Raw genomic sequence first — 23,453 nt, 5'->3', positions numbered from 1 at the left:
GGTAAGCGAAGCGCACCCCAACGCGGACGGCGCAGCTCATGTTGGGGTTCGTTGCACTCACCCCCAACCTACGGCAGCCGTGTTTTGACGTTCGATCCCCCTTGATCGCTTGCCTCGCGGACGTGCGCCTGGGCGGGGATGGCGAATGACTGCGGGCCCCGTTCAGGGGTGCGTTCGCGAGGTTGCCCGCAGGGACAAGCACAGCACTCTGCGCCTGTGCCATTCGCGACTGCAGTGGGCTGGTGTGTGTTCAGGGCAAGGCGCGGTGCGAAGACAATGGCCCGAGCCCTTGGCAAGCGCCGCAACGCCGCCCTGGGCGCACACCAGCCCACCCGAAGGACGTCTCCAGGCTGTCCCGCCCCGGTGTTGCTCCGCTTGTGAAGGCAATGAGCCTTCCCTGCGCGATGCGCCTTGTGGCGAAACAGCCTGGTGTCGCTGCAGCCGTGAATGGCACAGGTGCAGAGTGCTTTAGGGGTGCGTTTCTTTCGCTGGTTTCTTTGCGCATTTCAAAGAAAAAAGCACCGGGAGGGATTTTTCGCGCCAGCCCCGAAGGGGTGAGGCGCAGGGATGCGTCGAACAAATCGGCTCGGACGCGTCACCTCGATTAATCTGAGCCCCAAACGTCGAATCGCGTCCTAAACAGACCCGCACGGCCAACAAGTACGCCGCTTTCAGTCGCGCAAGACAAAAACACCGGTCGCTGATTCACGCCCGAAAAGAACCTTAGCGTCGGCGGATACGCGGCCTCAAGACAAGCGAATCGCCCACGTCACCACACCTCAAGCGCGAACTCAGGCAGAAACAAGCGGCTTATGCCGCGCAATGCTCTGCAGTAACCCCATGGTCGCCCCCATGCTTACCAATGACGTTCCGCCGTAGCTCATGAGGGGCAGCGGCACGCCAACCACGGGTAGCAACCCCATGGTCATGTCGATGTTGATGAACACATCGATGGCAAAAGTCAGCGACAGACATCCGGCCAGCAGGCGCGAATAGTTATCGCTGGCGCGCCAGGCGATGTACAGGCCGCGCAGAATGATGAAAACGTAGGTCGCAAGCAGTGCCAGGCTGCCGAGCAGCCCGAACTCCTCGCCGAACACGGCAAAGATGAAGTCGGTGCGGCTCTCGGGCAGGAATCCCAGCTGCGCCTGCGGTGCATGCGGCCAACCGAGGCCGTACATCCCACTCGAACCGATCGCGATCATCGACTGGATGATGTGATATCCGGCTCCCAGCGGTGCACTCTGCGGATCGAGAAAGGTCAGGATGCGCGCACGCTGATAACCGTGCATGAAATGCCATACCAGCGGCAGCAACGATGCGCCGATAGCCAATCCCAACACCAGGAAACGGAACGGCGCCCCGGCGAGAAAGATGATCACCAACGCCCCCATGGCGATGAGAACCGCGGTTCCCATGTCTGGCTCCTTGGCGATCAGCAGCACGGGCAGGATCATCAGCACAGCGGCCTGCAACAGCATGCCGAAGCGTATCGGCAATGGCTGACGGCTGAACAACCAGGCCAGCATCATCGGCAGAGCAAGCTTCATGAATTCCGAAGGCTGAATGCGCACCGGCCCGAAATCCAGCCAGCGCCGTGCACCGAGCCCTACATGGCCCAGCCCTAACACCGCCACCAGCAACAACAGACCGCCGACGTAAATAGGCGGACTCAACTGACGCCAGCGCCGGGGTGGAACCTGGGCAACGGCCAGCATGACGACAAGCGCGATCAGGAACTTCACCCCCTGATGCCAAACCACCCCGAAACCCGGCCCGGATGCGCTGTAGAGCACCGCCTCACCCGCGCTGAACACCAACAGGATCCCCGCAAACAACGGCCAATCCAGATAGATGCGCTGCAGCAAAACGCCAAAGAAACGCGAGAATGAGCTGGAAACCGAGAGTGTTTTCATGAAACTCCTTAGGGCCTGTTCATAGCTGCAGGCCCTAGCTCAACGCGTGGCAAACTGCGGTTCGTGAATGAGCAGCACCCTGCGGTCCGCAGTTGCCGTGGTGCTTGCGTGGCTTCATCGGCTGAAAGGCCAACTGAGACAGCGGCATGTCGATCTGCGACTGATGCGTATACCAGTAATCCATCACCTTGCGCGCGATGATGGAAGCCGGGCCGAGTTTGTCACCGGCGTGTTCGACTACCACGACCACCGCCAGGCGCGGCTTGTCGATGGGCGTGAACCCCTCGAACAAGGCGTTGTCGCGCAGGCGAAACGGAATCTTGCCGCGATGGGCGAATGGATTGGTGTGAAAGCTGAAGACCTGGGCGGTTCCCGTCTTGCCCGCCACCGGCAGCGGAAAACCGTGGAACGCCCGATACGAAGTCCCGTACGGGGAGGCGGTCACAGCGTGCATACCGGCGATCACGTCGCTCCAGAAGCTCGGGTTACCGAAACGCGCCACGGGCAGAGCTTTCGGCGCCAAGGAGTGTAACGGCCCTTGCGGCGTGGCCCGCCAGGCCCGCAGCAGATGCGCTTGGTGGCCATGCCCTCGCATCGCAATGGTGGAAACCGCCTCCGCCAGCTGCAGCGGGGTGGTCTGCATGTAGCCCTGACCGATGCCCATGAGCACCGTGTCGCCCGGATACCAAGACTGCCCCTGACTGTGTTCCTTCCATTTCGGCGACGGCAGCACACCCGCCGATTCGCCAGGCAACCCCGGATCGGGCAACTGGCCAAAGCCGAACTTGGCCAGCGTCTTGTCGATGGTCTGGATGCCCATCGCATAGGCCACCGGATAGAAATACGTATCGACCGACTGCTCGATCGCCTTCTTCAGGTCGGTCATGCCATGGCCGTAGGGTGTCCAATCCCAGAACTTATGACGGGTACGATCGCCAGGAATGATGTAATACGGCCCCGCGTAGATCTGCTGCTGAGGCGTAATGACATGGGCTTGCAGCGCGCCCAGGGCGATGAATGGCTTGATCGTCGAACCCGGAGAATAGGCCGCGGCCAGCGCACGGTTCCACAGTGGCTTGCTCGGATTACCGAGGAGCTTGCTGTAGCGCTGCTCGGAAATGCCGTTGACGAACCAGTTGGGATCGAAAGTCGGATTGGAAACGAGGGCCAGTACTGCGCCGTCGCGCGGATTCATCACCACGACGGCGCCCTGCCAGCCCTTCATCGCCTTCTGCGCTACCCGCTGCAATCCCATGTCCAGCGTCAGCACCAGATCGCGTCCCGGCACCGGAAGCTGGCTTTGCAGAGTTCCCAACGGCCGCCCCGCGGCATCGACCTTGACGACCTTGTATCCGACCTTGCCATGCAACTGGTGCTGGAATGCCAGTTCGAGGCCTCGCTTGCCAAAATAGTCGGTACCGGCGTAGTTGTCGGCATTGACCTGCCTCAGCTCGGCGGCATTGATCCGCCCAACGTAGCCGACCGAATCCACGGTCAGACGCCCATAGGGGTAGTGCCGGATCAGGCGGGCCTGGATATGCACACCGGGGTAGCGGTAGCTCTCGACTGCAAAGCGCGCCAACTGGCTCTGACTGAGTTGCGTGAGCAGAGGCACGGCACGATAGGAAGGCGTGGAAAGGCGCAACTGCTCGAAATGGCGCACGTCGGCGGGCGCTATGTGCAGCAACTGCGTCAGCTCCTGCACCGTCTTGTGCAGATGGTGCACATCGGCGGGTACGAGCACGAGGTTGTAGCTGGGTATGTTTTCCGCCAGCAGTTTGCCGTTGCGGCTGTAGATCAACCCCCGAGGCGGTGCAACGGGCTCGATGCGCACACGGTTATCATGCGCAGCCTGCGCATAGTTGCGGTGGCCCAGGACCTGCAGCTGCACCAAACGATAGACCGCCACGCCAAGCATGGCGATGACGAACAACACCATCGCCACCGCCCTCAAATTAAAAACCCGCCGCTGCTGGCCCGCATCGGCGACGGGATCACGTCCGTTTATCATTCGCCCTTGGATCTACCGTTGTCACGTCAACGCTGAAAGTTCCCGCGTTTTGACCGAATACTCCCCGCAACGTTCCATTCGTGCCGATCGGCACGCCATATGAGCGTAATGATTTCCGATTTAATCATAATGTTACAGATCATCTTTCTAGCGACATGAACTCGATCCATACAAAAGGCGGTCCCGCCGATAAAATTGGCCCGCATTTTGCTTATAAAACATTTTGCTTATAAAATCTTTAGATACTCGAAAGAAACATAAAAACGCACCAAAACTCGTGGAGTGGCTAAAAACCTCGACCGCGGCGCACATTTCGGAGCGAAAGATGAAAATCAAGAACCTCGCCATTGCAGCCATGCTGTGCATCGGTATCTTTGGTTGGAGCGCAGCGAACGCGACTCTGATCGACACCGTATACCTGAACCAGAGCAGCCTCGGCGCCCAGCCGAACGCCCCTGAGGCCGGCGCGGCCAAGCTGTTGGCGGACCGCTACAAGGGCATTAGCTCAGCGCGGTTGAGTTTTGACCTCGTGAACGAGCCGCCGCCAGTGGCTGAGGCGGTGATGACGGTGGACGACTACATCCGGGTGACGCGTGCGGCAACGGCGGCGACAGCGCGACCTACATACTGACCGCATCGGATCCGCTGAGTCTGATCACCAACGAAGCCGGCTTCGCCTCGGCCGCGCATATCCAGAATATCAGCTCCGACAACAGCAATTTCAACAACCTCTTTCTTTCCCATAATTGCTGCTTTGGCTGCTGTTGCCCGCGCCCGCCCCCCTGCGACGGCGACGGCTGGATCACCGCCGCTGAAGTCACGCCTCCTCCGACACATAACGTGCCGGAGCCGTCCGAACTGCCGATGATGTTTCTGGGACTGGCCCTACTGGGCGGACTGGGACTGTATCAGCGGCGCAGTCGCAAGAGCTGAACCACATCAAGGCTTCATAGCCATTCCCCGCCCCCGTCAGGGGGCGTTTTTTTACCCGCGGACCTTTATATCCGGCAAACCAACACAAAACGCCGGCATCCGCTTGCCGACTCAACGACTCCCGCGCCAACGCAGCGCCGCCAGCGCCAGCACGACCCAGAACACGAAGCCGGCCAGCGACCAGTCCACCAGGCGGATGCCGAGTATGCGATGAGCCCCTGCCACGGCACAGGACGGCACGCCGGAGGCGGTAATCGTGCAGACGCCCAGGGCGGGCGCGGCGCCGTGCACCTCGCTCAACTGCAGCAGAGCGGTGGCCAGGCCGGCAATCGCTGCGGCCAGGGCCAACGCGCCCCCGGCACGGCGGTGCCAACCGTAGAGCGCGAACCCGGCCAGGATCGCCAGCACCTCGCCACGCTGGACCCAACACAGAGAACACGGCTGCAAACCGTCGTGATACTGCCACCAGAGCGCGATGAGCAGCGCCGCGCATGCGCTCGCCACACCCAATAGCCCAATGTGGACACTCCGCAATTTCATCATGTGTCAGGCACTCGATCAGCAACCGAAGGACAAGGCGCAGCCTACCTGAGCCGCATCGGATGGCAAAGCGAATATCAGTTGCCCGGCGGGGCCAGCACCAAATGGAAACTGACGTCCACGCTGTCGCGCACGCGCAAGCCGCCGTTCAGGATGCCGAACGGCTTGATACCGAAATCGCTCTGTTTCAGGATCAGGCCGCCGGTGGCGACCAGGCGGCCGTGCGGTGCGTGAAACAGCGCCGGGGGCACGACATAGTCATGGCTGGTTCCGTGCAGCGTCACGCGCACCGCAATGCGCGGATACCAGGGCGGCCCTACCATCCCGAGCGAGCGCAGCGTCATAACGGGATACTTGGCGGCATCGAGCACGGCGCTGCCCAGCATGCGCGCGCGGGTGCCCTCGCGCGCCGACACACTCGGCTCGGCCTCGAAGCCCTTCCCTTCCTGAGCACGCAGCGCCGCCTTGTCGATCACGAAGCTCTTGAGCGGCACATACAACTCGAAACCGGAGCGTTCAAGTTTCGGCTGCACGTACACGACGCCCCCGATGTCGGAGGTACTGATCACGTGATTGTGGCCGAGCGCCGCCAGGGGACCAGCGCGGTAGACGCGCAGGCGCAACTGCGAATCGGCCCGCACGACGTGATAGTCCGTGGCGCCCTGCCGGGGCAACGCCGGAGCCGCCGCCAATGTTCCGCCACCTTGCGCCGGGGCGGTGGCCGGCACACCCGCACAACCGCCCAGCAGAGCAATGACGAACAAGCCGGCCAGGAACGGAACACGCTTCATGCCCAAAGGATGAATGGTCGGCATTTAACCCTCCCCCCTGTCGGTGCAAAGTTTCAACAGGCCGACACTTCTGCCGACCGGACATCCAGACAGCTCGGGCCCGACGCATGCCTGCCCAGATACGAAATGACTTTCGCACACGCGGTTCATGACGGCATAGTCACTGATGTATGACCAGTTTGAAGAAACCGGTTCTGACGGCATTATGCCCGCAACGCCACCGCTATCAGCATGGAGACAAGGAAAGCCCATGACTCCCGACCGCATGCGCCATATCAGCTTCACACCCTCTGCCGACCCCGACACCATGAAGCTGGACACGGCCCCGATTCCCCGACCCGCGCCGGGCGACCTCCTGATCGAAGTGCACTACGCGGGGGTCAACCGTCCGGATCTGCTGCAACGCGCCGGCCTCTACCCTCCGCCGCCCGACGCCTCCCCGATACTCGGGCTGGAGGTCGCCGGCTACGTCGCCGCCCTCGGCGAGGGCGTACAGGGCTGGCAAATCGGCGACGAAGTCACCGCCCTGGTTCCCGGCGGAGGCTACGCCGGCTACTGCACCGCCCCGGCCGAGCATACGCTGCCCGTACCATCCGGCCTGAGTCTGGCCGAAGCCGCCGGCCTGCCGGAGAATTGGTTCACCGTCTGGGCCAATCTGGTTGGCCAGGGCCGGCTCGGCCAAGGCGAGCGGCTGCTGGTGCACGGCGGCTCGTCCGGCATCGGCCTGGCGGCGATCCAGCTCGGCAGCCTGTTCGGTTGTCGCGTGTTCACCACGGTCGGCACCGCCGAAAAGGCCGATTTCTGCCGCCGCCTGGGCGCCGAACTGGCCGTCAACTACCATCAGGAGGACTTCGCGTCGGTCCTGGGAGAGGCGACCGGAGACGAAGGCGTCGACGTCATCCTCGACATGGTCGGAGCGAAATACCTGCAGCGAAACCTCGACCTGCTGCGACGCGACGGGCGCTTGGTCTTCATCGCCTTCCTGGGCGGCAATCGCAGCGAAATCGACCTGCGGCCGATCATGGTAAAGCGGCTCACGCTGACCGGCTCCACCATGCGCCCGCGCACGCGCGCGGAGAAAGCCGCGATCCGCGACGCGCTGCTCGAACGCGTGTGGCCGGCGCTCGCCGACGGGCGCATCCGCAGCCACATCCATGCCACCTATCCGCTGGCCGAGGCCGCCGCCGCACACCGCCTCATGCAGAGCAGCCGACATATCGGCAAGATCGTGCTGCGTGTCCGCGACTGACGACACTTGGTTGCCAGCCATCGGGTGGGCGTAAATGCGGCTGCCGAGGCCCACGGAGGAACATCGTGAACACAGACGCGTTGCAGGATTACCTGTATCAACACATCCCGCTCACCCGGGCCATGCAGGTCGAGGTACTGGAGGCCGAACCGGCCGGTGTGCGGCTGGCCGCACCGCTGGGCCCCAACATCAATCACCACGACACGGTGTTCGGCGGCAGCGCGTGTGCGGTCGCCGTGCTCTCGGCCTGGGCGCTGCTCCACGTCCGGCTTCAGGCGCTCGACCTGGACGGACGCGTGGTCATCCACGCCAACACCATGCGCTACGACCGCCCCATCTCGGGCACTTTCACCGCCGTCACCCTGCCCCCGGAACCCGCTGCCTGGGACCGCTTCATGCGGACGCTGGAACGCCGGCGTCGTGCGCGCATCACCCTCACCGCCGAACTCTTCTACGACGGCCGCAAGGCCGGCGAAATGAGCGGCGAATTCGTCGCCATGAACCCCGGGACCGAAAGGGAGCCGACATGAGCCCGACCCGCATCCTGCGCATCGCACGCCCTACGGACCCGTTGCCGGCGATCGCCGAAATGTACGCCCACGGGCTCGGCTTCCAGCGCCTGGGCGGCTTCGAGGACCACGACGGCTTCGACGGCATCATCCTCGGCCATCCCAGCCATCCCTATCACATCGAATTCACCTCCCAACGCGGACACTGTGTGGAACGTGCGCCGAACAGCGATCATCTTCTGGTGTTCTACGAACCCGACCCACACCCCTGGCGGGCGACCTGCGCGCGCAGGCTAGAGGCGGGATTTCTCCAGGTGCCGGCCTACAACCCCTAGTGGGACCGCAGCGGCCGCACCTTCGAGGATCTGGACGGCTACCGCGTCGTCTTGCAGAATTCGGCCTGGACACGCTGAAGCGCAAGACGCTTGGCTGTGGACTCGGCTATCATGGCCGCACAGCCCATGGACGGTTCGACATTCGACTCACGGAAGACCACGCCATGCCCCGCTTCATCGCCAGGATATGCGGCCTCATGACTGCCTGCGCCCTTTACCTGGCGGCTTTCTCCCCTGCGGCCGCGCAAGCCCAGGAAATGGGACTGCTACACCCCAATCTGAGCATCGCCCAACTGGCGGTCAACCCCCTGTTCCGCATCACGCCCTTTCGCGCCAACTACCTGATGCCGCTGACCTACAACTTCGCCGGCGCGGACACCTTCACCACCGACAGCGTCAAACACTGGAGTCACACCGAGGTCGCCTTTCAGCTCAGCCTGCAGTCTCAGATCACACGCGGCCTGATCAACGGCAACGGCGCCTTCTTCATCGGCTACACCCAGCGCTCGTTCTGGCAGGCCTACAACCGCGGCGAATCGTCGCCGTTTCGCGAAACCAACTACGAACCCGAGCTGATGTGGCGCTGGTACAGCGACCTCCCGCTGCCCGGCGGGCTTCACGGCCGCATGCTCACGTTCGGCCTGGTACACCAATCCAACGGGCAGGCGGGCACACGTTCGCGCAGCTGGAATCGGGCTTACGTGGACATGTTGTTCAGCGCCGGACAGAACACCTATATAGACTTCAAACCCTGGTGGCGTTTCCCCGAGAAGCGCAAGAACTCGCCGAGCGACCCCGCCGGCGACGACAATCCCGACATCGAGCACTACATGGGACACTTCGAGCTGCGCCTGTACCGCAACTACGGCCTCTCGGGCCTCAGCCTCATGCTGCGCAACAATCTCAGCGCCACGGACAACCGCGGCGCCTTCGAGCTGAGCTATCGCTTCCCCATGTTCTCCGGCCTGCAGGGCTACGTGCAGTGGTTCAACGGCTACGGCGAAAGCCTCATCGACTATAACCGCATGGTCAACCGCATCGGCGTAGGCGTTATCCTCAGCGACTGGATGTGATACGCCCGGAACATACCCCCTAACGAGGAGAGACATGAGCAACGAACAGACCGGAATTCTCGCGCCGCTGCCCAAGCTGGCGCGTTATCTGAGCTTCGAACTCGCCGAGTCCGAAACGGCGCGCGAGAGCCTGGAGGCCCTGCAGGAAATCGCCGACGGCCACGAGGTCGTGATCGGCATCGGCCAGTCGCTGACCCTGGCCCTGGGAGCCGAGATCCCTGGGCTCACGATCCTGCCGGCGCGCGCCTGCGTCGGCTTCGACATCCCCTCCACACCGGCCGCCCTGTGGTGCTGGCTGCGTGGCGAGGACCGCGGCGAATTGTTCCATCTGAGCCGGCGCATCGAGATTGCCCTATCCGACGCTTTCCGCATGATTCATTCGGCTGACGGTTTCAAGTACGACGAAGGGCGCGACCTGAGCGGTTACATCGACGGCACCGAGAACCCCGAGGGCGACGAAGCCCGCGCGGTCGCCCTGACCGGCGCCGACGAGGCCGCACCGACCGACTCGAGCTTCGTCGCGGTGCAGATGTGGGAACACGATTTCGACCAGTTGGACACCTACTCGCGCGAGGAGCAGGACGACATCATCGGCCGCCGCCTCAGCGACAACGAAGAGATGGAGGAAGCACCGGCCTACGCACACGTCAAGCGCACCGCGCAAGAGAGCTTCGAACCGGAAGCGTTCATGTTGCGCCGTTCGATGCCGTGGAGCCACGGCGAACAGGGCGGTTTCATATTCGTGGCCTTCGGCCATTCACTGCATGCCTTCCAGGCCGCGCTCGACCGCATGGCCGGCGTCGAGGACGGCATCGCAGACGGACTGTTCCGCTTCACTCGGCCGCGTACCGGCGCCTATTTCTGGTGCCCCCCCATGCGCGACGGGCGCCTCGATTTCTCGGCACTCGGGATCTGAACGAACCATAACCGCTGCGTGCGCCGCCCCGCGGCGCACGCAGCGGCGAATCAGTGCCCGTGAACGTGCATGAAGCGCACGTCGTCAAGCCCCTGCAGCTCGACCTCGCGCGGAGCGATGCGCCGGCTGGCGCCGTTATCGACGCGCTCCGTCAGCAGCACGCGATACGGCGCCGTATCCGCCGGCGCACGCAGATAGCCGAAATACGGCTGACCGTCGTAGCTCAGCCGTACAGGCTGATCGCTGCCCCACTGGGCGAAGTTATAGGTTACATGCTTGGGATACGCGGGAGCGCTGGCCTGGCTCATCGTCACCTCACCGGATAGATGTGAAAAATCGGAAGCCGATTATATTCATCCGACTACATCGCCTGACAAGCGCCCCCGGCGACGATAGCAACGCGAAGCGTCCTCGCGCAGCTCCATCGGCAGCCCCTCGGCCTGCCACATGCCGATGCCTCCGGCGAGGTAGAACACGTGCTGAAAGCCCATGCGCTGCAGAACCTCGGCGGCGAACGCCGCGCGTGCCCCGGTCGGGCAATCGCAATACAGCACCACGCGCCGCCAGCGCGCATCCGCCAGCTCAGGATCGCGCGCGGCGTACTCACGATCGGCAGCCGGTTCGAGCAGACCGCGCGGAATCGACAAGGCCCCGGGTATGTGTCCGGCGCAAAACTCATCGGGTTCACGCACGTCCACCAGCAACAGAGGCTCGTGCGTTTTCATCCAGGCCAGCAGGCGCTGCAGGTCGACACAGCGCGTCGACGCCTGGGCTTCACCGACCAGATCGCTCAAGCTTGCACCGACTCGCGACACCGTCTGCCCCCGCGCCCTACCCCCCATATCCGCATCGTTGAACTCACGCCGTCAGCCTCGCTCGCGAACATCCTCCGCCTCCCCGACGGCGTAGCAGGCGAATAATTGCCCGGCTCCGGCGCCGTGTGTCGTCTGATCATAATAGAGCGAATGCAGTCTCAGTACCGGCGCCGGTTCAAATGCATCCCCTTCGACCAGGGTCGACAGGCGCTCGCCACCGAGCAACTGCGGCGCCAGACTCAAATACAGCCGATCGAGCGCGCCGCCTGAGGCCAGCAGGTGCAGCACCTGCGGACCGCCCACGGCGTAGACCAAGCCACATCCGGCCTCGCTCAGCACTCCGCGGACCCGGCGGGCATCGATATCGTTTTCCGGACCGGCCGCGATCACTGCCGCACCCGCCACACGCAAGCGCTGCGCACCGGCCGACACCGCACCCGAGGCCCCCGTCAACACGAGCAGCCGTGACGCCTCGATGCCCGCGGGCGGTGCGAAATCGACCGCCCGGCTCAGCACCACCACCCGCGGCCAGGCAGACAGGCCCTGCGCCTCCCGCCATGCGCGCAATTCCGAGTAACGCGGGTCATGGAAGGCAGCGAACAGGTCCTGCACCTCGCCGCGCGCACGGGCACGCAGATAACGGCCGCTGACCAGCACCGAGTCGGCCTGGATGGCCAGTTCCTGGAACAGCCACCAGTCGCGCGGATTGGCGATCGCGGCCGGCACACCGAATACACCGCGTGTATTCGGCAACGCGACGCGCCCGTCTAAGCTGGAAATGAAATTGGCGTAGATCAGCCCCCCGCCGGAGCCGCGCAGGTCGTGATCCAGATAGAGACCCCGCAGCGGGCGCTCGGGGCCCGGCTGCGGGTAGAGAGGCAGGACGCCGGCACGTCCGGCGGCGCCCGTCATCGACAGACTTACTGGCCGGCGCCGCTGTGGGCCTTGATGACCTGCTGCTCGATGGAGCGCATCTCGCCCAGCAGCTTGTCGGTCTTGGGGTCGATCTTGCGCATGGCCGCCATGGTCGCCGTCCGCAGCTCCTTGCGCGCAGCCATCAGCTTGGGATCCTGCATGGCCTTGCGCTCGGCCGCGATCAGACCCATCTGCGTCTGGCGCGCCTTGCCCAGCAGTTCGCTACGCTTGCTGTCGGACAGCTTCTTGTCCTTCATCTGCTGGCCGATGGTCTTGAGTGAGTCGATCATCTTCTGAGGATCGTCGCCATTCTTCTTCATGACACCGATGAGCTGTTCGCGGAAGGCCTGGCGCTTCTTGATCAGCTCGGGCTCGCTCTTGATCGCCTTGGCTTCGATCTGGGTCAGCTGGCCACGCACCTGCATGTACTTCTGCTGCAGCTCGCGCATGTTGGCCGAGCCGTTGTTCGGCGCGGAGGTCTGGGCACTCGGCTGAACCGGCTGCGCGGCCATGGCACGAAGCGGCATCGCAATGAACGCCAACAGAGAAAGCAGGCCCGCAACGCGGACGAAGCGGATGTGATTCGACGAAATGGACTTCATGGTGGTTCTCCAAAGTACCGCATATTGAGCGACGGGCCACGTGACCGCGCCTCCCCCGATGAAGGACGCACCCTAACAGGCCGCCCCACTGAACTGTCAAGCGTCGTTGTTTGGAAACAGACGCGCTCAGGCCGTGCGCAAGCGCACCTCGACCAGCGCCCCGCCAAGTTCCGAGCGCGCGACCCGAACCCCGCCGCCGTAATCGGCGGCGATCTGCGCCACCACCGCCAGCCCGATACCCTGCCCCGGATTCTGCGTATCAGCGCGTGCGCCACGGGCCTGCAGACGCTCGGCATCGGCCTCGTCGATGCCCGGCCCGTCGTCCTCAACCCATAACAGTAGACCTTCGGCATCGCGGCGCACACCCAGGCGCACGCGCACACGCGCCCATTTCGCCGCGTTGTCGAGCAGGTTGCCGGCCAACTCCATGAATTGATGTTCGTCGATACGCGCGCTCAACCCCTGAGTCACGTCGGCGCGCAGATAGATGCCGCGAGCGCCATAGACGCGTTCCAGCGCCGGCAGCAGGCGATCGATCGTGGGCGCCAAAGGCAACGGCGGCAGCAGGCCCTGCGGCCCGGCGCCAACCGCCCGTTCGAGCTGGAAGGCGACGATCTGGTCCATGCGCCCAACCTGCTCGGCCACCGTCGTCGCCGCCCGTCCGCCCAACCCCTCGTCCTCGCGCAAGCCGCGCAGCACGGCCAGCGGCGTCTTGAGACTGTGAGCGAGATCGTCCAGGGCGTGGCGGGTACGTTCGCGCCGGGCGCGCTCATGCGCGAGCAGCGCGTTGAGGCCGCCCACCAGCGGGCGCAGTTCACGCGGATGCTCGCCCTCCAGACGCTCCACCTCGCCACGTTCGATACGCTCCAGCTCGGCGGAAACCGCGCGCAGCGGCCTCAGCCCCCACTGCAACACGCCGAGCAGCGCGGCGAGCAGCAAGACCGCGGCACCACCCAGCCAGCCCCAGGGTGCTGCGCCCATAGCGCCACTGCCCCGCAACGGGCATGTGCGCCGGAGACGATGGCGCCTCGAGCAGCGACGGGGAACGCCACATCACACGCCCACGGGCATCCGCGATCAACGCGTACAGGCCGGAGCCCGGCTGCTGCAGGCGCGGATCGCCCAGCTGGGCAACGTTCAGAGAAACCTGCTTCGCAGTAATGTTCACTGCGCCCAGCAGCGCGTAGACCAGACCACGCAGCTTATCCTGCTCGGCCTGCCCGACCGCGGCGACGAAAGCGCGGTCCAGCGCCACGCCAGTCGAGATCACGAACACCGCCAGCACTGCCCCGGCAGCCAACAGCAAGCGGCGCTTAAGCGAGGGCATCGTCCGGCCGGCGCTCGAGATTGAGGCGATAGCCCCGGCCGCGCAGGGTCTCGATAGGCTGCAGGGTTTCGTCCGGGTCCAGCTTGCGCCGCAGGCGACGGATGAACACCTCGATGACGTTGCTGTCACGCTCGTCGTCCTCGGCATAGATATGCTCGGTGAGCGCGGCCTTGGACACGATCTCACCGGCGCGCAGCATCAGGTATTCGAGCACACGGTATTCGTAAGCGGTGAGATCGACCGGTTCCTCGTTCAGCGTCACCTGCTGCGAGCCCTGGTCCAGCGCGATGGGCCCGCAGACCAGGCGCGGCTGTGCCCAGCCGCCGGAGCGCCGCAGCAGCGCGCGCACGCGCGCCAGCAGCTCCTCGGGATGCACCGGTTTGACCAGATAATCGTCCGCGCCTGCTTCCAGGCCTGCAACCTTGTCCTGCCAACGCCCACGTGCAGTCAGCACCAACACTGGCACACTCCTGCCCGCGGCACGCAGGCCGCGTACCACTTCGACGCCGTCCAGCAGCGGCAGACCGAGATCGACGATGGCCAGATCGATGGGATATTCGGTGGCCTGGTACAGACCCTCGCGACCGTCAGCCGCGGCATCCACCACCATTCCCTGCCCCTGCAGCAAGGTGGTCATCTGCCCGCGCAGGTCATCATCGTCCTCGATCACCAGGATACGCATGGCGTTAGCGCAAGACCCGGCCGCTGCGGGCGTCCACCAGCACCACTCGCACCTGCCCGCCGACCAGCAACCGCACTCGATAAACCGCACCGCCCTCGACCGAATGCACCGCCAGTACGCGGCCGCCATAGGCCGCGCGAGCGACGTGCGCCGCCTCACCCGGCCCGATACCACCGCCGCGTCGAGCGACGGATTCAAAGCGCGCCACCTGTGGCGTAGCACCATAAACGGCTGCGGGTACCGGCCCCGCCTGCGCCGCGAGCGAGGTGATCATCAACAACAAGGCGATAGACGGCACGCGCAGCATGGGAGATCTCGGCCAGGAGAATTTAGGAATTCCCTAGTGTACCGGAGTCACGCGTTCGCTGACGCGCACCCGGATGAATCGCCCGGGCTCATAAGGCATGCGCGTCGTGTATACCTGCCCGCGGTAGCGGTAACTCACGCGGTAGGCCACCACCTGTTGCACGGTACGCCGACTGTGGCGCACTTCGCAGCGCTGCACCGGCTCGCTGCCCGTATAGGTCTGCGCTCCGCGCTGCGAAAGGTTGTTGCCTATCGCACCGCCGAGCAACGCTCCGGCTGCGGTAGAGGCCGTATAGCGTCCGTCGCGACCGAACTGGTGGCCGATAACGCCGCCGATGACCGCGCCGATGATGGTGTTGCCAACTGCGCCGGAATCATACTGCGGGCGCGTGACCTGACGCGTACGGGTTTCGGTCCAGCAGGTCCGTTCGGCCGGGCCGCGCATCTGCACCGTCTGCGTGATCGGTTCGACGCCCACCACGCGCGCATTGGCATAGCTGACCTCGCTCCAGCCACCGGCCTGCGCCAGGGGGGCGGCCAACAGAGCACTCGCGACACCGACTGCAACCAAGCTATGCTTTACGTTCATTGTCTTTTCCTCCAAGCCGTAAGCGGTCTTCTCCAGACCGTGGAAACAGCCTACGACTCCAGCCCTGAACGATTGCTGAACGCCCCCATCGACATGATTCCCCGCCTGCCCTCTTCCACGCTCGAACCGGCCATCGCCGGCCGCAGTACACTGGATGCCCTGTGCAGGGCGCCGTTCGTGCTGCTCGACGGCATGCGCATCGCGGACTATGTCGGCGATTACCGCATGCGCCAAAGCCGGCATGGCGAACACGATCTGATCTGCGCGTCGGCCCAGGTGTTTTTCGAGGAGGACGGCGTATTCGTCGCCCGCCACGACGGTGCCGACTACAGCCGCGAATACGCCGTCGTGCTGTTCGCCAGCTTTCTGGTGGTCGAATTCAACGCCTTCACGCCGGGGGCACATTTCCTAGTGCTCGTCCCGGCGCTGGAAGCCTCAGACGAGGCTCGCTACCAAGGCATGTGGGCCGCACAGCGCATCGAACGCCTGCAGCTCGCGTTACGCGAGCCGGGGGCCGAAGCGACCCTGTTCGCGGAACTCGACCGCCTGCGGGAAACCCTGAACAACCTCCCACCCGAACCACCGCAGCAAGGTGGGAGCTGGCTGTCGCAACTGTTCAAACGGCGTTAGCACGGCCGAAGTACACTATCGCCACCCCATCAACGATTCCTCCGGAGATGCGTTCATGAAACTCCACCGCCTGATCGTCCCCGTCCTGCTGGCCGCCACCGCTGCCGGCTGCACCTGGACCAAACTAACGCCCTACGGCGAGCAAGCCCGCATACTGAACGCAAACCAGGTCGGCAGTTGCAAGCCGCTAGGCACCACCACCGCGCAGGTGGCGGCTAAAGTGATCGGCATACCCCGCCCGCAGCGCGACGTCGAACGCGATCTGCAAAACCTGGCCCGCAACGCCCTGCAGAGCGTCAACGGCGACACCATCGTCCCGGTCGGTCGGCCGCAAGACGGCTCACAAACCTTCCGTATGTACCGCTGCATCAACCCCTGAAACCATGTCTGACGAACGGCCCCAGCTGCGCATCAGCGTGTTCATGGACTACGTTTGTCCGTTCTGCTTCATCGGCAGCGAACGCCTGCTGCGCCTGGAGAACAGCTACGACTTACGGGTGAACTGGTGCTTCGTCGAGATCCACCCGGACACGCCGCCTGCAGGCATCACTCCTGACGATCTCGACTACAGCGCCGAACATCGCCCGGCATTGGATGAATCGCTGGCCGCACTGGCCGCCGCCAACGGTCTTACACTCGCCCCACGCCACCTGGTTCCCAATACCCGCCATGCGCTGCGCATGGCGGAAGCGGCCAAGGATCTCGGCCGCGAACCGTTCTATCGGCTCCATCGCGCCTTGCTGCACGCCTACTTCATCGACGGGCGCGACATCGGCGACGACGGCGTGCTGCGCAAGATCGCCGCCGAATGCGAGCTGCCGGAGAACCTCCCCGACCAGGCCTGGAGCGAGCACCCCACCGTGGATGCACGCATGGCGCGCTACGGGGCCTTCGCCGCTGCAGCCGGCGTCAGCGGAGTGCCGACCTTCGTATTCGGGCAGCGCACGCTGGCCGGCGTGCAGAACCTCGACACGCTGCGCGCTGCCGCCGTGGAGCTGAGCGCAGCCGAAAACAGTCCGCCAGGCTGAACGATTCAGGCCTTTCGGGGCCACTCGACGTCCGTTCGTCGGCTGGCGCATTTACCCTCTATAAACACGCCGCGGCCTTTGCTAGCATCCGCGCCTACCCGGTCCCGGGACTCCGGCTGCGCCTCGGCCCCTCAAACCGTTATCAGGACACCCCTTTCTCGGGGTGAGTACATTCACTGTCGCTGCGCCTTGCAAGGAGTCAGCCCGTGCTGCGGCTCGTCACATCATTGTTCACCCTGCTGTCCGGCATGACGGTACTGCTGATCGGGGTCGGCCTGCTGTCCACCCTGCTCGGCGTGCGCGCCCAGGCCGCAGGCATGTCCAGCGGCACTATCGGCCTGATCATGGCCGCGTATTTCGCCGGCTTCGTCATCGGCACCTACTGGTGTCCAGCGATCATCCGCCGCGTCGGGCATATCCGCGCCTTCACCGCCTTCGCCGCGATTTCGGCAGCCGTCGCGGTGAGCCACGCGCTATGGCTGGACGCTTGGTTCTGGGGCGCCCTACGATTGATCAATGGCATCATGATGGTCGGTCTCTACATGACCATGGAAAGCTGGCTCAACACCGCAGTCGACAACAGCCAACGCGGCAGCCTGTTCGCCGTCTACGTAACACTCAGCCTGCTCGCCATGAGCCTAGGGCAGTTTCTGCTCATGCTTAGTTCGGCTCAGGGCTTCGCACTGTTCGCGCTGGTCTCCATATTGTTTTCGATGGGCCTGGTGCCGATCGCGCTAACCCGTGTACAGCAACCCACGCCGGTGGAAACGCCAACCCTGCATCTGCGTCAGCTGATCGGCTTCTCGCCGCTCGGTACGTTCGGCACCCTGATCGCCGGCCTGACCAGCGGTGCATTCTGGGGCCTAGGCGCGGTATTCGCCAAAGCGCTGGGTCTGTCTCCGTTCCACATTGCCGCGTTCATGGGCGCCACCATTGCCGGCGGCGCTCTGCTGCAATGGCCGATAGGCAAGTTCTCCGACCGTTTCGACCGACGCAACGTGATGCTCGCAGTCTGCGCCGCCGGCGCCCTGCTCGCCGCCAGCATCACCGTGGCGACGCATCTGCCGCTCCCGGTATTGCTGGCGCTGAGCTTCCTCTACGGTGGCGTTGCCTTCACGCTCTATGGCATCAGCGTCGCGCACATGAACGACCAGATCCGCGTCGAAGACATGCTCGAAGCCTCGAGTGGCCTGCTGTTGATCTACGGCGTAGGCGCGGTGATCGGGCCCATGGTCGGCGGTCAGTTGATGACTCGCTTCGGTCCCGTCAGCCTGTTCATCTACTTCGCCGCGGCGCTCGCCTTGCTCGGCCTGTTCGGCCTGCACCGCAGCCGGGTCACCGAACCGACGCCTCTCGAAGAACAGGGCGAGTTCGTGCTGATGGTGCGCACCTCGCAGGCGGCCATCGATCTGTCGCATCCGGAAGCGCAGGAAGCGGCTGCGGATGAGGGCGAAGTTCGAGAGGATGCGGCGTAGGGGGGGCGATGTTGCCTGGGACCGGGCCCGGTTCGGGAGCGAATTAGCGGTGGTTGAAGGCAGTGTATTTCCTGGCTTTGGAGGCTTGTTTCGGACGCGATTCGACGCTTTGGGCTCAGATCAATCGAGGTGACGCGCCCGAGCCGATTTCTTTGAGTGCGCAAAGAAACCGGCGAAAGAAACGCCCCCCCAGGATCGCTTGTCCCTGACGGGCAACCTCGCGAACGCACGCCTGAACGGGGCCGCAGCCATTCGCCATCCGGGCGAAGGGCCGCTTGGCCGGCGTCCTGCCGGCCATCCCCGCCCAGGCGCACGTTCGCGAGGCAAGCGATCAAGGGGGACCGAACGTCAACACAAGGCGAGTCCGAAGCGAAATCGTTCTGAGTTTGCTTGGTAGTAAACCAAACGTTTGGGATACGTCCTGTTTTGACGTGTGATTCCCGTTAGGCCTTGCCTCGAGCGTGCGCCCCGGCGCGGGGTCGGGCGGCAGGGAAGCCGCCCGCGCAGGCCTTGCCAGGAGGGCAAGTGCCTGCGGTGCCCCGCGACGGGGTGTGCGCTTGAGGTCTGCCCGTCAGGGACAAGGCCTTTCGGGTGCCTTTCTTTCGCCTCTTTCTTTGGGCATGCAAAGAAAGAGGCTCGGGCGCGTCACCCAAGTAAGATCAATACTGGAAACGCTGATTCGCGCACGAAACAAGCCACAGCGCGCAATGAAACACTCAATCCCGACGCAACAATTCAACAACAAAAAACAGCAACAACCCCATAGCCAAACCCCGCGCCCACCACTGCGCCAGCGCGTAGCCTCCATCGAATCCGAACAGACTCAGACAGGCGACAAGGCACAGAACCATCAGCGTCGCCCGCACACGAGGCCGCGCCCCGACCGCGTGCCAACGGCGCGCCAGCGCCACACCGGCCCAGGCCGACAGCCACCCTCCAAACGCCCCGGCCAACACATCCAGCGGCCAATGCGCACCAACCGCGCAACGCGAGACACCGACCAGCGCCGCCGCTGCCAGCAACAGCCAGCGCCAGCGGCTGCGCGCCAGACTCAGCGCAATCACACCAGCCAGGGTGAAGATCGCGGTGGTGTGCCCGGAGGGGAACGAACGCGCGGTCAGTTCGGGACCGATGATGTGCAGCGTCGAAAGCGGCAGCACCGCCGCGGGGCGCGGCGAATCGATCAGCGGCTTGAGCACGTCCACCCACAAGGTCGCCGGTACGGCGGCGATGAAGGCGGCGAAAACGATGTCCGGGCGGCGCGGCGCCCAGGGCAGGAGCAGAGCGAACACGAACACCGTATCGCCAAGCACGGTGAAGTCAGCCCAGAGCGCATCGCCGCTCCATACCGACCCACTGTTGAACCAGTGAAACAGCGCGACATTGCCGCCGCTCAGCGCCACCGCAATCGCCAGCAGCAAGGCCACCGCGGGCGGCCCCCAACGCCAGGCGCCGGAGCGTCCTGCAGCTTCAGGCATGCGGTCCCAGAAAACGCGCAAGCACGATGCCGCCGTGCTCGTACAGCACCTTGTAATGCCCAAGCTTGGCCAGGCGATCGAGATGATCGGCACGGGTGAACACCAGATCGCCCGGTTTGGGTGGTATCTGCGGCGTCACCGCCTGACGGTACACCGAGAAGCTCGGCATATCGAGATCCCACATCACCGCCGGTCCGCCGAGCTTCTTCGCCAGCAGCGCGGCGTCCTTGACCGGCTGCTGCTGCAAGGCACCGAGCGCCGGCATCAGCGACTGCATCAACACCAGAATGCTCAATACGCCCGCAATCAGGGTACGCTGCCACACTGGCCAGCGCGGCCGGAACAGCAACACGCAGATCGCAACGAAGGCCAATACGGGCACGACGTAATAGGCGACACCGAACACCTGCGGACCCTGCTCCAACACCATGCGGTAATAGCCGTTCGGCGCACGGTCGGCCAAATGCTTGGCCAGGATCGGCAGCGCCAGCACCAGACCGACGAAACCCAGCGCCGGCAGCAGCGCCAGCCAGCGCGAACGCAGCTGCTCGCGGTAGCGCGCCAGCAACACGAACAGCGGCGTGCAGCCGTAGAGCATGTAATGCGGCAACTTGGTGGCGGAAAAGGTGAAGAACAGCAGCACGAACCCGAACCAGATCCACAGGAACTGGTCCAGCGGTTCGCTGCGCACGATGCGCAGGCGCTCCAGCGTACGGATCACCCAGCCGCTGAACGGCAGCGTCACCAACAGCGTGGCGAGCGCGTAATAGAACACGTCGCCGCCGTGGTGCTCCATGGAACTGGAGTAGCGGCCGATGTTGTTCTTGAGGAAGAAACCGTCGATGAACGCCTGTCCCTGGTGCATGTATTCGGCGACGTACCAGGGCGCGGCGACGGCCACGAATATCGCCCAGCCCACCGGGCTGAAGGCGGCTCGCAACCACGCCTTCCAGTCCTTGCGCGCGGCGAAGAACAACAGGCTCACCGGCACCGCCAGCATGGCGATCGGCCCCTTGGTCAGAAAGCCCAGAGCCATCCACAGGAACACGCGATTGCGCGGCGCGGCGCGGCCGGTCTCGTAATAGCGATAAACGTCGAACAGCGCCAGGGCGATGAACAGATTGAGCAGCGCATCGGCGATCGCCGCGCGCCCGATCACCGCCACACCCAGGCTGCAGACCGTGACCAGTGCGGCGGCAAAGGCCGCCTCACGGCCCAGGCGCGGGCGCACGAAGGCAAATACCGCCAGCACCCAGGCGGTGGCCGCCAGCGAGGACGGCAGGCGGAACGCGAAGGTGTGCACACCGAACACGGAGACGCTGGCTGCCTGCAGCCAGTAGATCAGGATCGGCTTGGCGAAGCGCGGCTCACCGTTGAGATAGGTGGTAAGGAAATCGTGGCGCGTGAACATCTCGCGCGTCGCCTCGCTGAACGCGCCTTCGTCGAGGTCGAACAGCGGGATGCCCTGCAGATGCAGGAAGAAGGCAATGAGGATGGCCGCCGCCAGCAACCAAGGCCACGCGCGTGCAGACAAGCCCTGCTGCGGACTCACGCGGTTTCCCCGTCGTACCACCCCTCCTCCGTGCTGGGCGGCGGCCTGGCGGCCTCACGCACCAGATAGGGTGGTCGCTGTGTGGATTCGAAATAGGTGCGCGCCATCAGCTCGGCGAGCACGCCGGTGGTGAGGAACTGCAGCGCGGCGATCACCAGCACCACCCCGACCAGCAGCAGCGGACGCGTGCCGATCGATTCACCGAAAGCGAACTTGAGCACCCCCAGATAGAACAAAATCAGCCCGCCGATGCCTCCGGCAGCCAAGCCGATGGAGCCAAAGAAATGCATCGGACGAGCACGGTAGCGCATGAAGAAGGCCACCGCGAACAAATCCAGCACCACGCGGAAGGTGCGCGAGATGCCGTACTTGGATTCGCCGTGGACGCGCGCGTTGTGGTTGACCACCATCTCGCCGATGCGCGCCGGCGAGGTCGCCATCGCCATCCAGGCTGGGATGAAGCGGTGCATCTCGCCGTACAGACGCACGCGCTTGATCACACTGGCACGGTAGACCTTGAGGCTGCAGCCGTAGTCGTGCAGATGCACGCCGGTAGTGCGCGCGATCAGGCGGTTGGCGATGCGCGAAGGGATCTTGCGCATGACCAGCGCGTCCTGACGGTTGCGACGCCAGCCGGCCACAAGGTCCAGCTCGTCGGCATACAGACGCTCGACCATGGCGGGAATGTCCGCCGGATCGTTCTGCAGGTCGCCATCCAGGGTGGCGATCACCTCGCCGCGCGCTGCGTCGAGCCCGGCCTGCATGGCCGCGGTCTGGCCGAAATTACGCATCAGTTCGACCACGCGAACATGATCGCCGAAGCGTGCGGCCTCGGCATGCAGACGGCGCGCAGTCTCATCGCGCGAACCGTCGTCGACCATGATCACCTCCCACGGGGCGCCATAGTCGCGCAGCCCTTCGTGCACCCGTTCCAGGAACGGCTCCACGTTGTCCGCCTCGTTGTACATCGGCACCACCACCGAAAGGCGACGTCCCTGTTGCTGCTCTCCGGTACTGTTCACCGGCTATCCTCCAACCACTCGCGCGAGGGTGGCGATTGTAGCATTTACGAGGTGCCCGACAGGGTGCGGTCAGGGGTTGTTGCGCGGTGTTTCGGCCACGGATAAGCCTACTGCACTATATCGCTGAGAGACCTTTCTTCGACACTTGCGGTTCGTTTCCGGCGTGAATCAGCTGCGGGTTGTTTTTGATCCTGCGGCACGCACTTGCTGGCCGAAGTGGGCTGTTTCGGGCGCGAATCAGCGTTTGTGGTTTTGACTTTGTGTGGTTAAAGACGGCGTGTTTGCTGACTTTGGCTTCCTGTTTCGGGCGCGATTCGACGTTTTGGGCTCAGATCAACCGAGGTGACGCGCCCGAGCCGATTTGTTCGGCGCATCCCTGCGCCTCACCCCTTCGGGGCTTGCGCGAAAAATCGTTCCCGACGATTTTTTCTTTGAGTGCGTAAAGAAACCGGCGAAAGAAACGCCCCCCCAGGATCGCTTGTCCCTATCGGGCAACCTCGCGAACGCACGCCTGATCGGGGCTCGCAGCCATTCGCTTCCCTGCGAAGGGCTGCTTGGCCGGCATCCCTGCCGGCCAAGCAGCCCAGGCGCACGTTCGCGAAGCAAGCGATCAGGGGGGAACGAACGTCAAAACACGGCGGCCGTAGGTTGGGGGTGAGTGCAACGAACCCCAACATGAGCTGCGCCGTCCGCGTTGGGGTGCGCTTCGCTTACCCCAACCTACGTTTCCGATTCGTAGTTCAGTGGCTTGGGTACGTT

27 protein-coding genes are annotated in these 23,453 nt (G+C 64.3%); 11 read left to right on the top strand and 16 right to left on the bottom strand.

From position 1 onward, the window contains the following. Positions 1–791: 791 nt before the first annotated feature. Both rodA and mrdA read right to left on the bottom strand, forming a co-directional pair. Positions 792–1,916 carry a rod shape-determining protein RodA gene (rodA, locus tag P8014_RS19490; protein ID WP_337818995.1) on the bottom strand — a complete coding sequence of 375 codons (1,125 nt, stop codon included), beginning with the start codon at positions 1,914–1,916 and terminating at the stop codon, positions 792–794. Positions 1,917–1,950: 34 nt separating this feature from the next. Continuing rightward, the gene (gene mrdA, locus P8014_RS19485; RefSeq protein ID WP_337818994.1) at positions 1,951–3,927 is read right to left on the bottom strand and encodes a penicillin-binding protein 2; all 1,977 of its coding nucleotides are present in this window, start codon (positions 3,925–3,927) and stop codon (positions 1,951–1,953) included. Between the two features lie 325 nt (positions 3,928–4,252). Between mrdA and P8014_RS19480 the strand changes: the two genes are divergently transcribed. Both P8014_RS19480 and P8014_RS19475 read left to right on the top strand, forming a co-directional pair. Next, positions 4,253–4,558, top strand: coding sequence for a hypothetical protein (locus tag P8014_RS19480; protein ID WP_337818993.1), 306 nt, complete (start codon positions 4,253–4,255; stop codon positions 4,556–4,558). 209 nt (positions 4,559–4,767) lie between these two features. Next, positions 4,768–4,860, top strand: coding sequence for a PEP-CTERM sorting domain-containing protein (locus P8014_RS19475; RefSeq protein ID WP_337818992.1), 93 nt, complete (start codon positions 4,768–4,770; stop codon positions 4,858–4,860). 111 nt (positions 4,861–4,971) lie between these two features. Here the strand turns inward: P8014_RS19475 and P8014_RS19470 are convergent, their stop codons facing one another. Both P8014_RS19470 and P8014_RS19465 read right to left on the bottom strand, forming a co-directional pair. Continuing rightward, complete coding sequence (locus P8014_RS19470) at positions 4,972–5,364, bottom strand: disulfide bond formation protein B (protein WP_337818991.1); 393 nt, start codon at positions 5,362–5,364, stop codon at positions 4,972–4,974. 113 nt (positions 5,365–5,477) lie between these two features. After that, positions 5,478–6,215 carry a YceI family protein gene (locus P8014_RS19465; protein WP_337818990.1) on the bottom strand — a complete coding sequence of 246 codons (738 nt, stop codon included), beginning with the start codon at positions 6,213–6,215 and terminating at the stop codon, positions 5,478–5,480. Between the two features lie 226 nt (positions 6,216–6,441). Between P8014_RS19465 and P8014_RS19460 the strand changes: the two genes are divergently transcribed. The 5 genes from P8014_RS19460 to P8014_RS19440 all read left to right on the top strand — a co-directional run bounded on the left by P8014_RS19460 (position 6,442) and on the right by P8014_RS19440 (position 10,273). After that, a complete protein-coding gene (locus P8014_RS19460; RefSeq protein WP_337818989.1) occupies positions 6,442–7,440 on the top strand; it encodes an NAD(P)H-quinone oxidoreductase in 999 nt (332 codons plus the stop codon). 65 nt (positions 7,441–7,505) lie between these two features. Next, positions 7,506–7,970, top strand: coding sequence for a YiiD C-terminal domain-containing protein (locus P8014_RS19455; RefSeq protein WP_337818988.1), 465 nt, complete (start codon positions 7,506–7,508; stop codon positions 7,968–7,970). Further along, positions 7,967–8,284, top strand: a complete 318-nt coding sequence (locus tag P8014_RS19450) for a VOC family protein (protein ID WP_337818987.1) — start codon at positions 7,967–7,969, stop codon at positions 8,282–8,284. The genes P8014_RS19455 and P8014_RS19450 overlap by 4 nt, the downstream gene beginning before the upstream one ends. A 197-nt stretch (positions 8,285–8,481) precedes the next feature. After that, complete coding sequence (locus P8014_RS19445; RefSeq protein WP_337818986.1) at positions 8,482–9,357, top strand: phospholipase A; 876 nt, start codon at positions 8,482–8,484, stop codon at positions 9,355–9,357. Between the two features lie 34 nt (positions 9,358–9,391). Next, complete coding sequence (locus P8014_RS19440) at positions 9,392–10,273, top strand: Dyp-type peroxidase (protein ID WP_337818985.1); 882 nt, start codon at positions 9,392–9,394, stop codon at positions 10,271–10,273. A 50-nt stretch (positions 10,274–10,323) separates the two neighbouring features. On the opposite strand, the gene P8014_RS19435 is transcribed toward P8014_RS19440, so the two are convergent. The 9 genes from P8014_RS19435 to P8014_RS19395 form a co-directional block, all read right to left on the bottom strand. Next, complete coding sequence (locus P8014_RS19435; RefSeq protein WP_337818984.1) at positions 10,324–10,581, bottom strand: hypothetical protein; 258 nt, start codon at positions 10,579–10,581, stop codon at positions 10,324–10,326. A 45-nt stretch (positions 10,582–10,626) separates the two neighbouring features. Next, positions 10,627–11,067 (bottom strand): rhodanese-like domain-containing protein, encoded by a 441-nt coding sequence (locus P8014_RS19430; RefSeq protein WP_337818983.1) that lies wholly within the window; start codon positions 11,065–11,067, stop codon positions 10,627–10,629. 72 nt (positions 11,068–11,139) lie between these two features. Further along, positions 11,140–12,000, bottom strand: a complete 861-nt coding sequence (locus P8014_RS19425) for a dihydrofolate reductase family protein (RefSeq protein WP_337818982.1) — start codon at positions 11,998–12,000, stop codon at positions 11,140–11,142. 8 nt (positions 12,001–12,008) lie between these two features. Continuing rightward, positions 12,009–12,605 carry a hypothetical protein gene (locus P8014_RS19420; RefSeq protein WP_337818981.1) on the bottom strand — a complete coding sequence of 199 codons (597 nt, stop codon included), beginning with the start codon at positions 12,603–12,605 and terminating at the stop codon, positions 12,009–12,011. A gap of 126 nt (positions 12,606–12,731) precedes the next feature. After that, positions 12,732–13,229, bottom strand: a complete 498-nt coding sequence (locus tag P8014_RS19415; protein WP_337818996.1) for an ATP-binding protein — start codon at positions 13,227–13,229, stop codon at positions 12,732–12,734. A 190-nt stretch (positions 13,230–13,419) separates the two neighbouring features. Beyond that, positions 13,420–13,932 (bottom strand): hypothetical protein, encoded by a 513-nt coding sequence (locus P8014_RS19410; RefSeq protein WP_337818980.1) that lies wholly within the window; start codon positions 13,930–13,932, stop codon positions 13,420–13,422. Beyond that, a complete protein-coding gene (locus P8014_RS19405) occupies positions 13,919–14,614 on the bottom strand; it encodes a response regulator transcription factor (RefSeq protein WP_337818979.1) in 696 nt (231 codons plus the stop codon). The genes P8014_RS19410 and P8014_RS19405 overlap by 14 nt, the downstream gene beginning before the upstream one ends. Positions 14,615–14,618: 4 nt before the next feature. Further along, the gene (locus P8014_RS19400; protein ID WP_337818978.1) at positions 14,619–14,888 is read right to left on the bottom strand and encodes a PepSY domain-containing protein; all 270 of its coding nucleotides are present in this window, start codon (positions 14,886–14,888) and stop codon (positions 14,619–14,621) included. Positions 14,889–14,954: 66 nt separating this feature from the next. Continuing rightward, a complete protein-coding gene (locus P8014_RS19395) occupies positions 14,955–15,509 on the bottom strand; it encodes a glycine zipper 2TM domain-containing protein (RefSeq protein ID WP_337818977.1) in 555 nt (184 codons plus the stop codon). 39 nt (positions 15,510–15,548) lie between these two features. Here P8014_RS19395 and P8014_RS19390 point away from each other — a divergent pair, with 39 nt between their 5' ends. From P8014_RS19390 to P8014_RS19375, 4 genes are all read left to right on the top strand, one after another. Further along, positions 15,549–16,139 (top strand): hypothetical protein, encoded by a 591-nt coding sequence (locus P8014_RS19390; RefSeq protein WP_337818976.1) that lies wholly within the window; start codon positions 15,549–15,551, stop codon positions 16,137–16,139. Between the two features lie 55 nt (positions 16,140–16,194). After that, on the top strand, positions 16,195–16,518 hold the full coding sequence (locus tag P8014_RS19385; RefSeq protein WP_337818975.1) for a DUF4156 domain-containing protein: 324 nt from the start codon (positions 16,195–16,197) through the stop codon (positions 16,516–16,518). 4 nt (positions 16,519–16,522) lie between these two features. Then, on the top strand, positions 16,523–17,167 hold the full coding sequence (locus tag P8014_RS19380) for a DsbA family protein (protein WP_337818974.1): 645 nt from the start codon (positions 16,523–16,525) through the stop codon (positions 17,165–17,167). A gap of 206 nt (positions 17,168–17,373) precedes the next feature. Then, entirely contained in the window at positions 17,374–18,642 is a 1,269-nt protein-coding gene (locus P8014_RS19375) for an MFS transporter (protein WP_337818973.1), read from the top strand. 716 nt (positions 18,643–19,358) lie between these two features. Here P8014_RS19375 and P8014_RS19370 read toward each other — a convergent pair. Genes P8014_RS19370 through P8014_RS19360 form a run of 3 tightly spaced genes read right to left on the bottom strand, consistent with a single transcriptional unit; the run spans position 19,359 to position 22,694 of the window. Beyond that, positions 19,359–20,120: a phosphatase PAP2 family protein gene (locus tag P8014_RS19370; RefSeq protein WP_337818972.1), complete on the bottom strand. Its 762-nt coding sequence runs from the start codon at positions 20,118–20,120 to the stop codon at positions 19,359–19,361. Beyond that, positions 20,113–21,672 (bottom strand): glycosyltransferase family 39 protein, encoded by a 1,560-nt coding sequence (locus tag P8014_RS19365; RefSeq protein ID WP_337818971.1) that lies wholly within the window; start codon positions 21,670–21,672, stop codon positions 20,113–20,115. Before P8014_RS19365 ends, P8014_RS19370 begins: the two co-directional genes overlap by 8 nt. Then, entirely contained in the window at positions 21,669–22,694 is a 1,026-nt protein-coding gene (locus tag P8014_RS19360; RefSeq protein ID WP_337818970.1) for a glycosyltransferase family 2 protein, read from the bottom strand. The genes P8014_RS19365 and P8014_RS19360 overlap by 4 nt, the downstream gene beginning before the upstream one ends. Positions 22,695–23,453: the final 759 nt, after the last annotated feature.

The organism is Acidihalobacter sp., assembly GCF_037381185.1.
Taxonomy (GTDB): Bacteria; Pseudomonadota; Gammaproteobacteria; order DSM-5130; family Acidihalobacteraceae; genus Acidihalobacter_A.
Note: the sequence above shows the minus strand (reverse complement) of the source record. Positions and strands in the feature narration are given on the sequence as shown.

Coding starts and splice junctions, on each gene's coding strand:
- rodA (WP_337818995.1), bottom strand. CDS start 1,916: ATGAAAACACTCTCGGTTTCCAGCTCATTCTCGCGTTTCTTTGGCGTT.
- mrdA (WP_337818994.1), bottom strand. CDS start 3,927: ATGATAAACGGACGTGATCCCGTCGCCGATGCGGGCCAGCAGCGGCGG.
- P8014_RS19480 (WP_337818993.1), top strand. CDS start 4,253: ATGAAAATCAAGAACCTCGCCATTGCAGCCATGCTGTGCATCGGTATC.
- P8014_RS19465 (WP_337818990.1), bottom strand. CDS start 6,215: ATGCCGACCATTCATCCTTTGGGCATGAAGCGTGTTCCGTTCCTGGCC.
- P8014_RS19460 (WP_337818989.1), top strand. CDS start 6,442: ATGACTCCCGACCGCATGCGCCATATCAGCTTCACACCCTCTGCCGAC.
- P8014_RS19450 (WP_337818987.1), top strand. CDS start 7,967: ATGAGCCCGACCCGCATCCTGCGCATCGCACGCCCTACGGACCCGTTG.
- P8014_RS19445 (WP_337818986.1), top strand. CDS start 8,482: ATGACTGCCTGCGCCCTTTACCTGGCGGCTTTCTCCCCTGCGGCCGCG.
- P8014_RS19440 (WP_337818985.1), top strand. CDS start 9,392: ATGAGCAACGAACAGACCGGAATTCTCGCGCCGCTGCCCAAGCTGGCG.
- P8014_RS19435 (WP_337818984.1), bottom strand. CDS start 10,581: ATGAGCCAGGCCAGCGCTCCCGCGTATCCCAAGCATGTAACCTATAAC.
- P8014_RS19425 (WP_337818982.1), bottom strand. CDS start 12,000: ATGACGGGCGCCGCCGGACGTGCCGGCGTCCTGCCTCTCTACCCGCAG.
- P8014_RS19420 (WP_337818981.1), bottom strand. CDS start 12,605: ATGAAGTCCATTTCGTCGAATCACATCCGCTTCGTCCGCGTTGCGGGC.
- P8014_RS19415 (WP_337818996.1), bottom strand. CDS start 13,229: ATGGACCAGATCGTCGCCTTCCAGCTCGAACGGGCGGTTGGCGCCGGG.
- P8014_RS19410 (WP_337818980.1), bottom strand. CDS start 13,932: ATGCCCTCGCTTAAGCGCCGCTTGCTGTTGGCTGCCGGGGCAGTGCTG.
- P8014_RS19405 (WP_337818979.1), bottom strand. CDS start 14,614: ATGCGTATCCTGGTGATCGAGGACGATGATGACCTGCGCGGGCAGATG.
- P8014_RS19400 (WP_337818978.1), bottom strand. CDS start 14,888: ATGATCACCTCGCTCGCGGCGCAGGCGGGGCCGGTACCCGCAGCCGTT.
- P8014_RS19395 (WP_337818977.1), bottom strand. CDS start 15,509: ATGAACGTAAAGCATAGCTTGGTTGCAGTCGGTGTCGCGAGTGCTCTG.
- P8014_RS19385 (WP_337818975.1), top strand. CDS start 16,195: ATGAAACTCCACCGCCTGATCGTCCCCGTCCTGCTGGCCGCCACCGCT.
- P8014_RS19380 (WP_337818974.1), top strand. CDS start 16,523: ATGTCTGACGAACGGCCCCAGCTGCGCATCAGCGTGTTCATGGACTAC.
- P8014_RS19370 (WP_337818972.1), bottom strand. CDS start 20,120: ATGCCTGAAGCTGCAGGACGCTCCGGCGCCTGGCGTTGGGGGCCGCCC.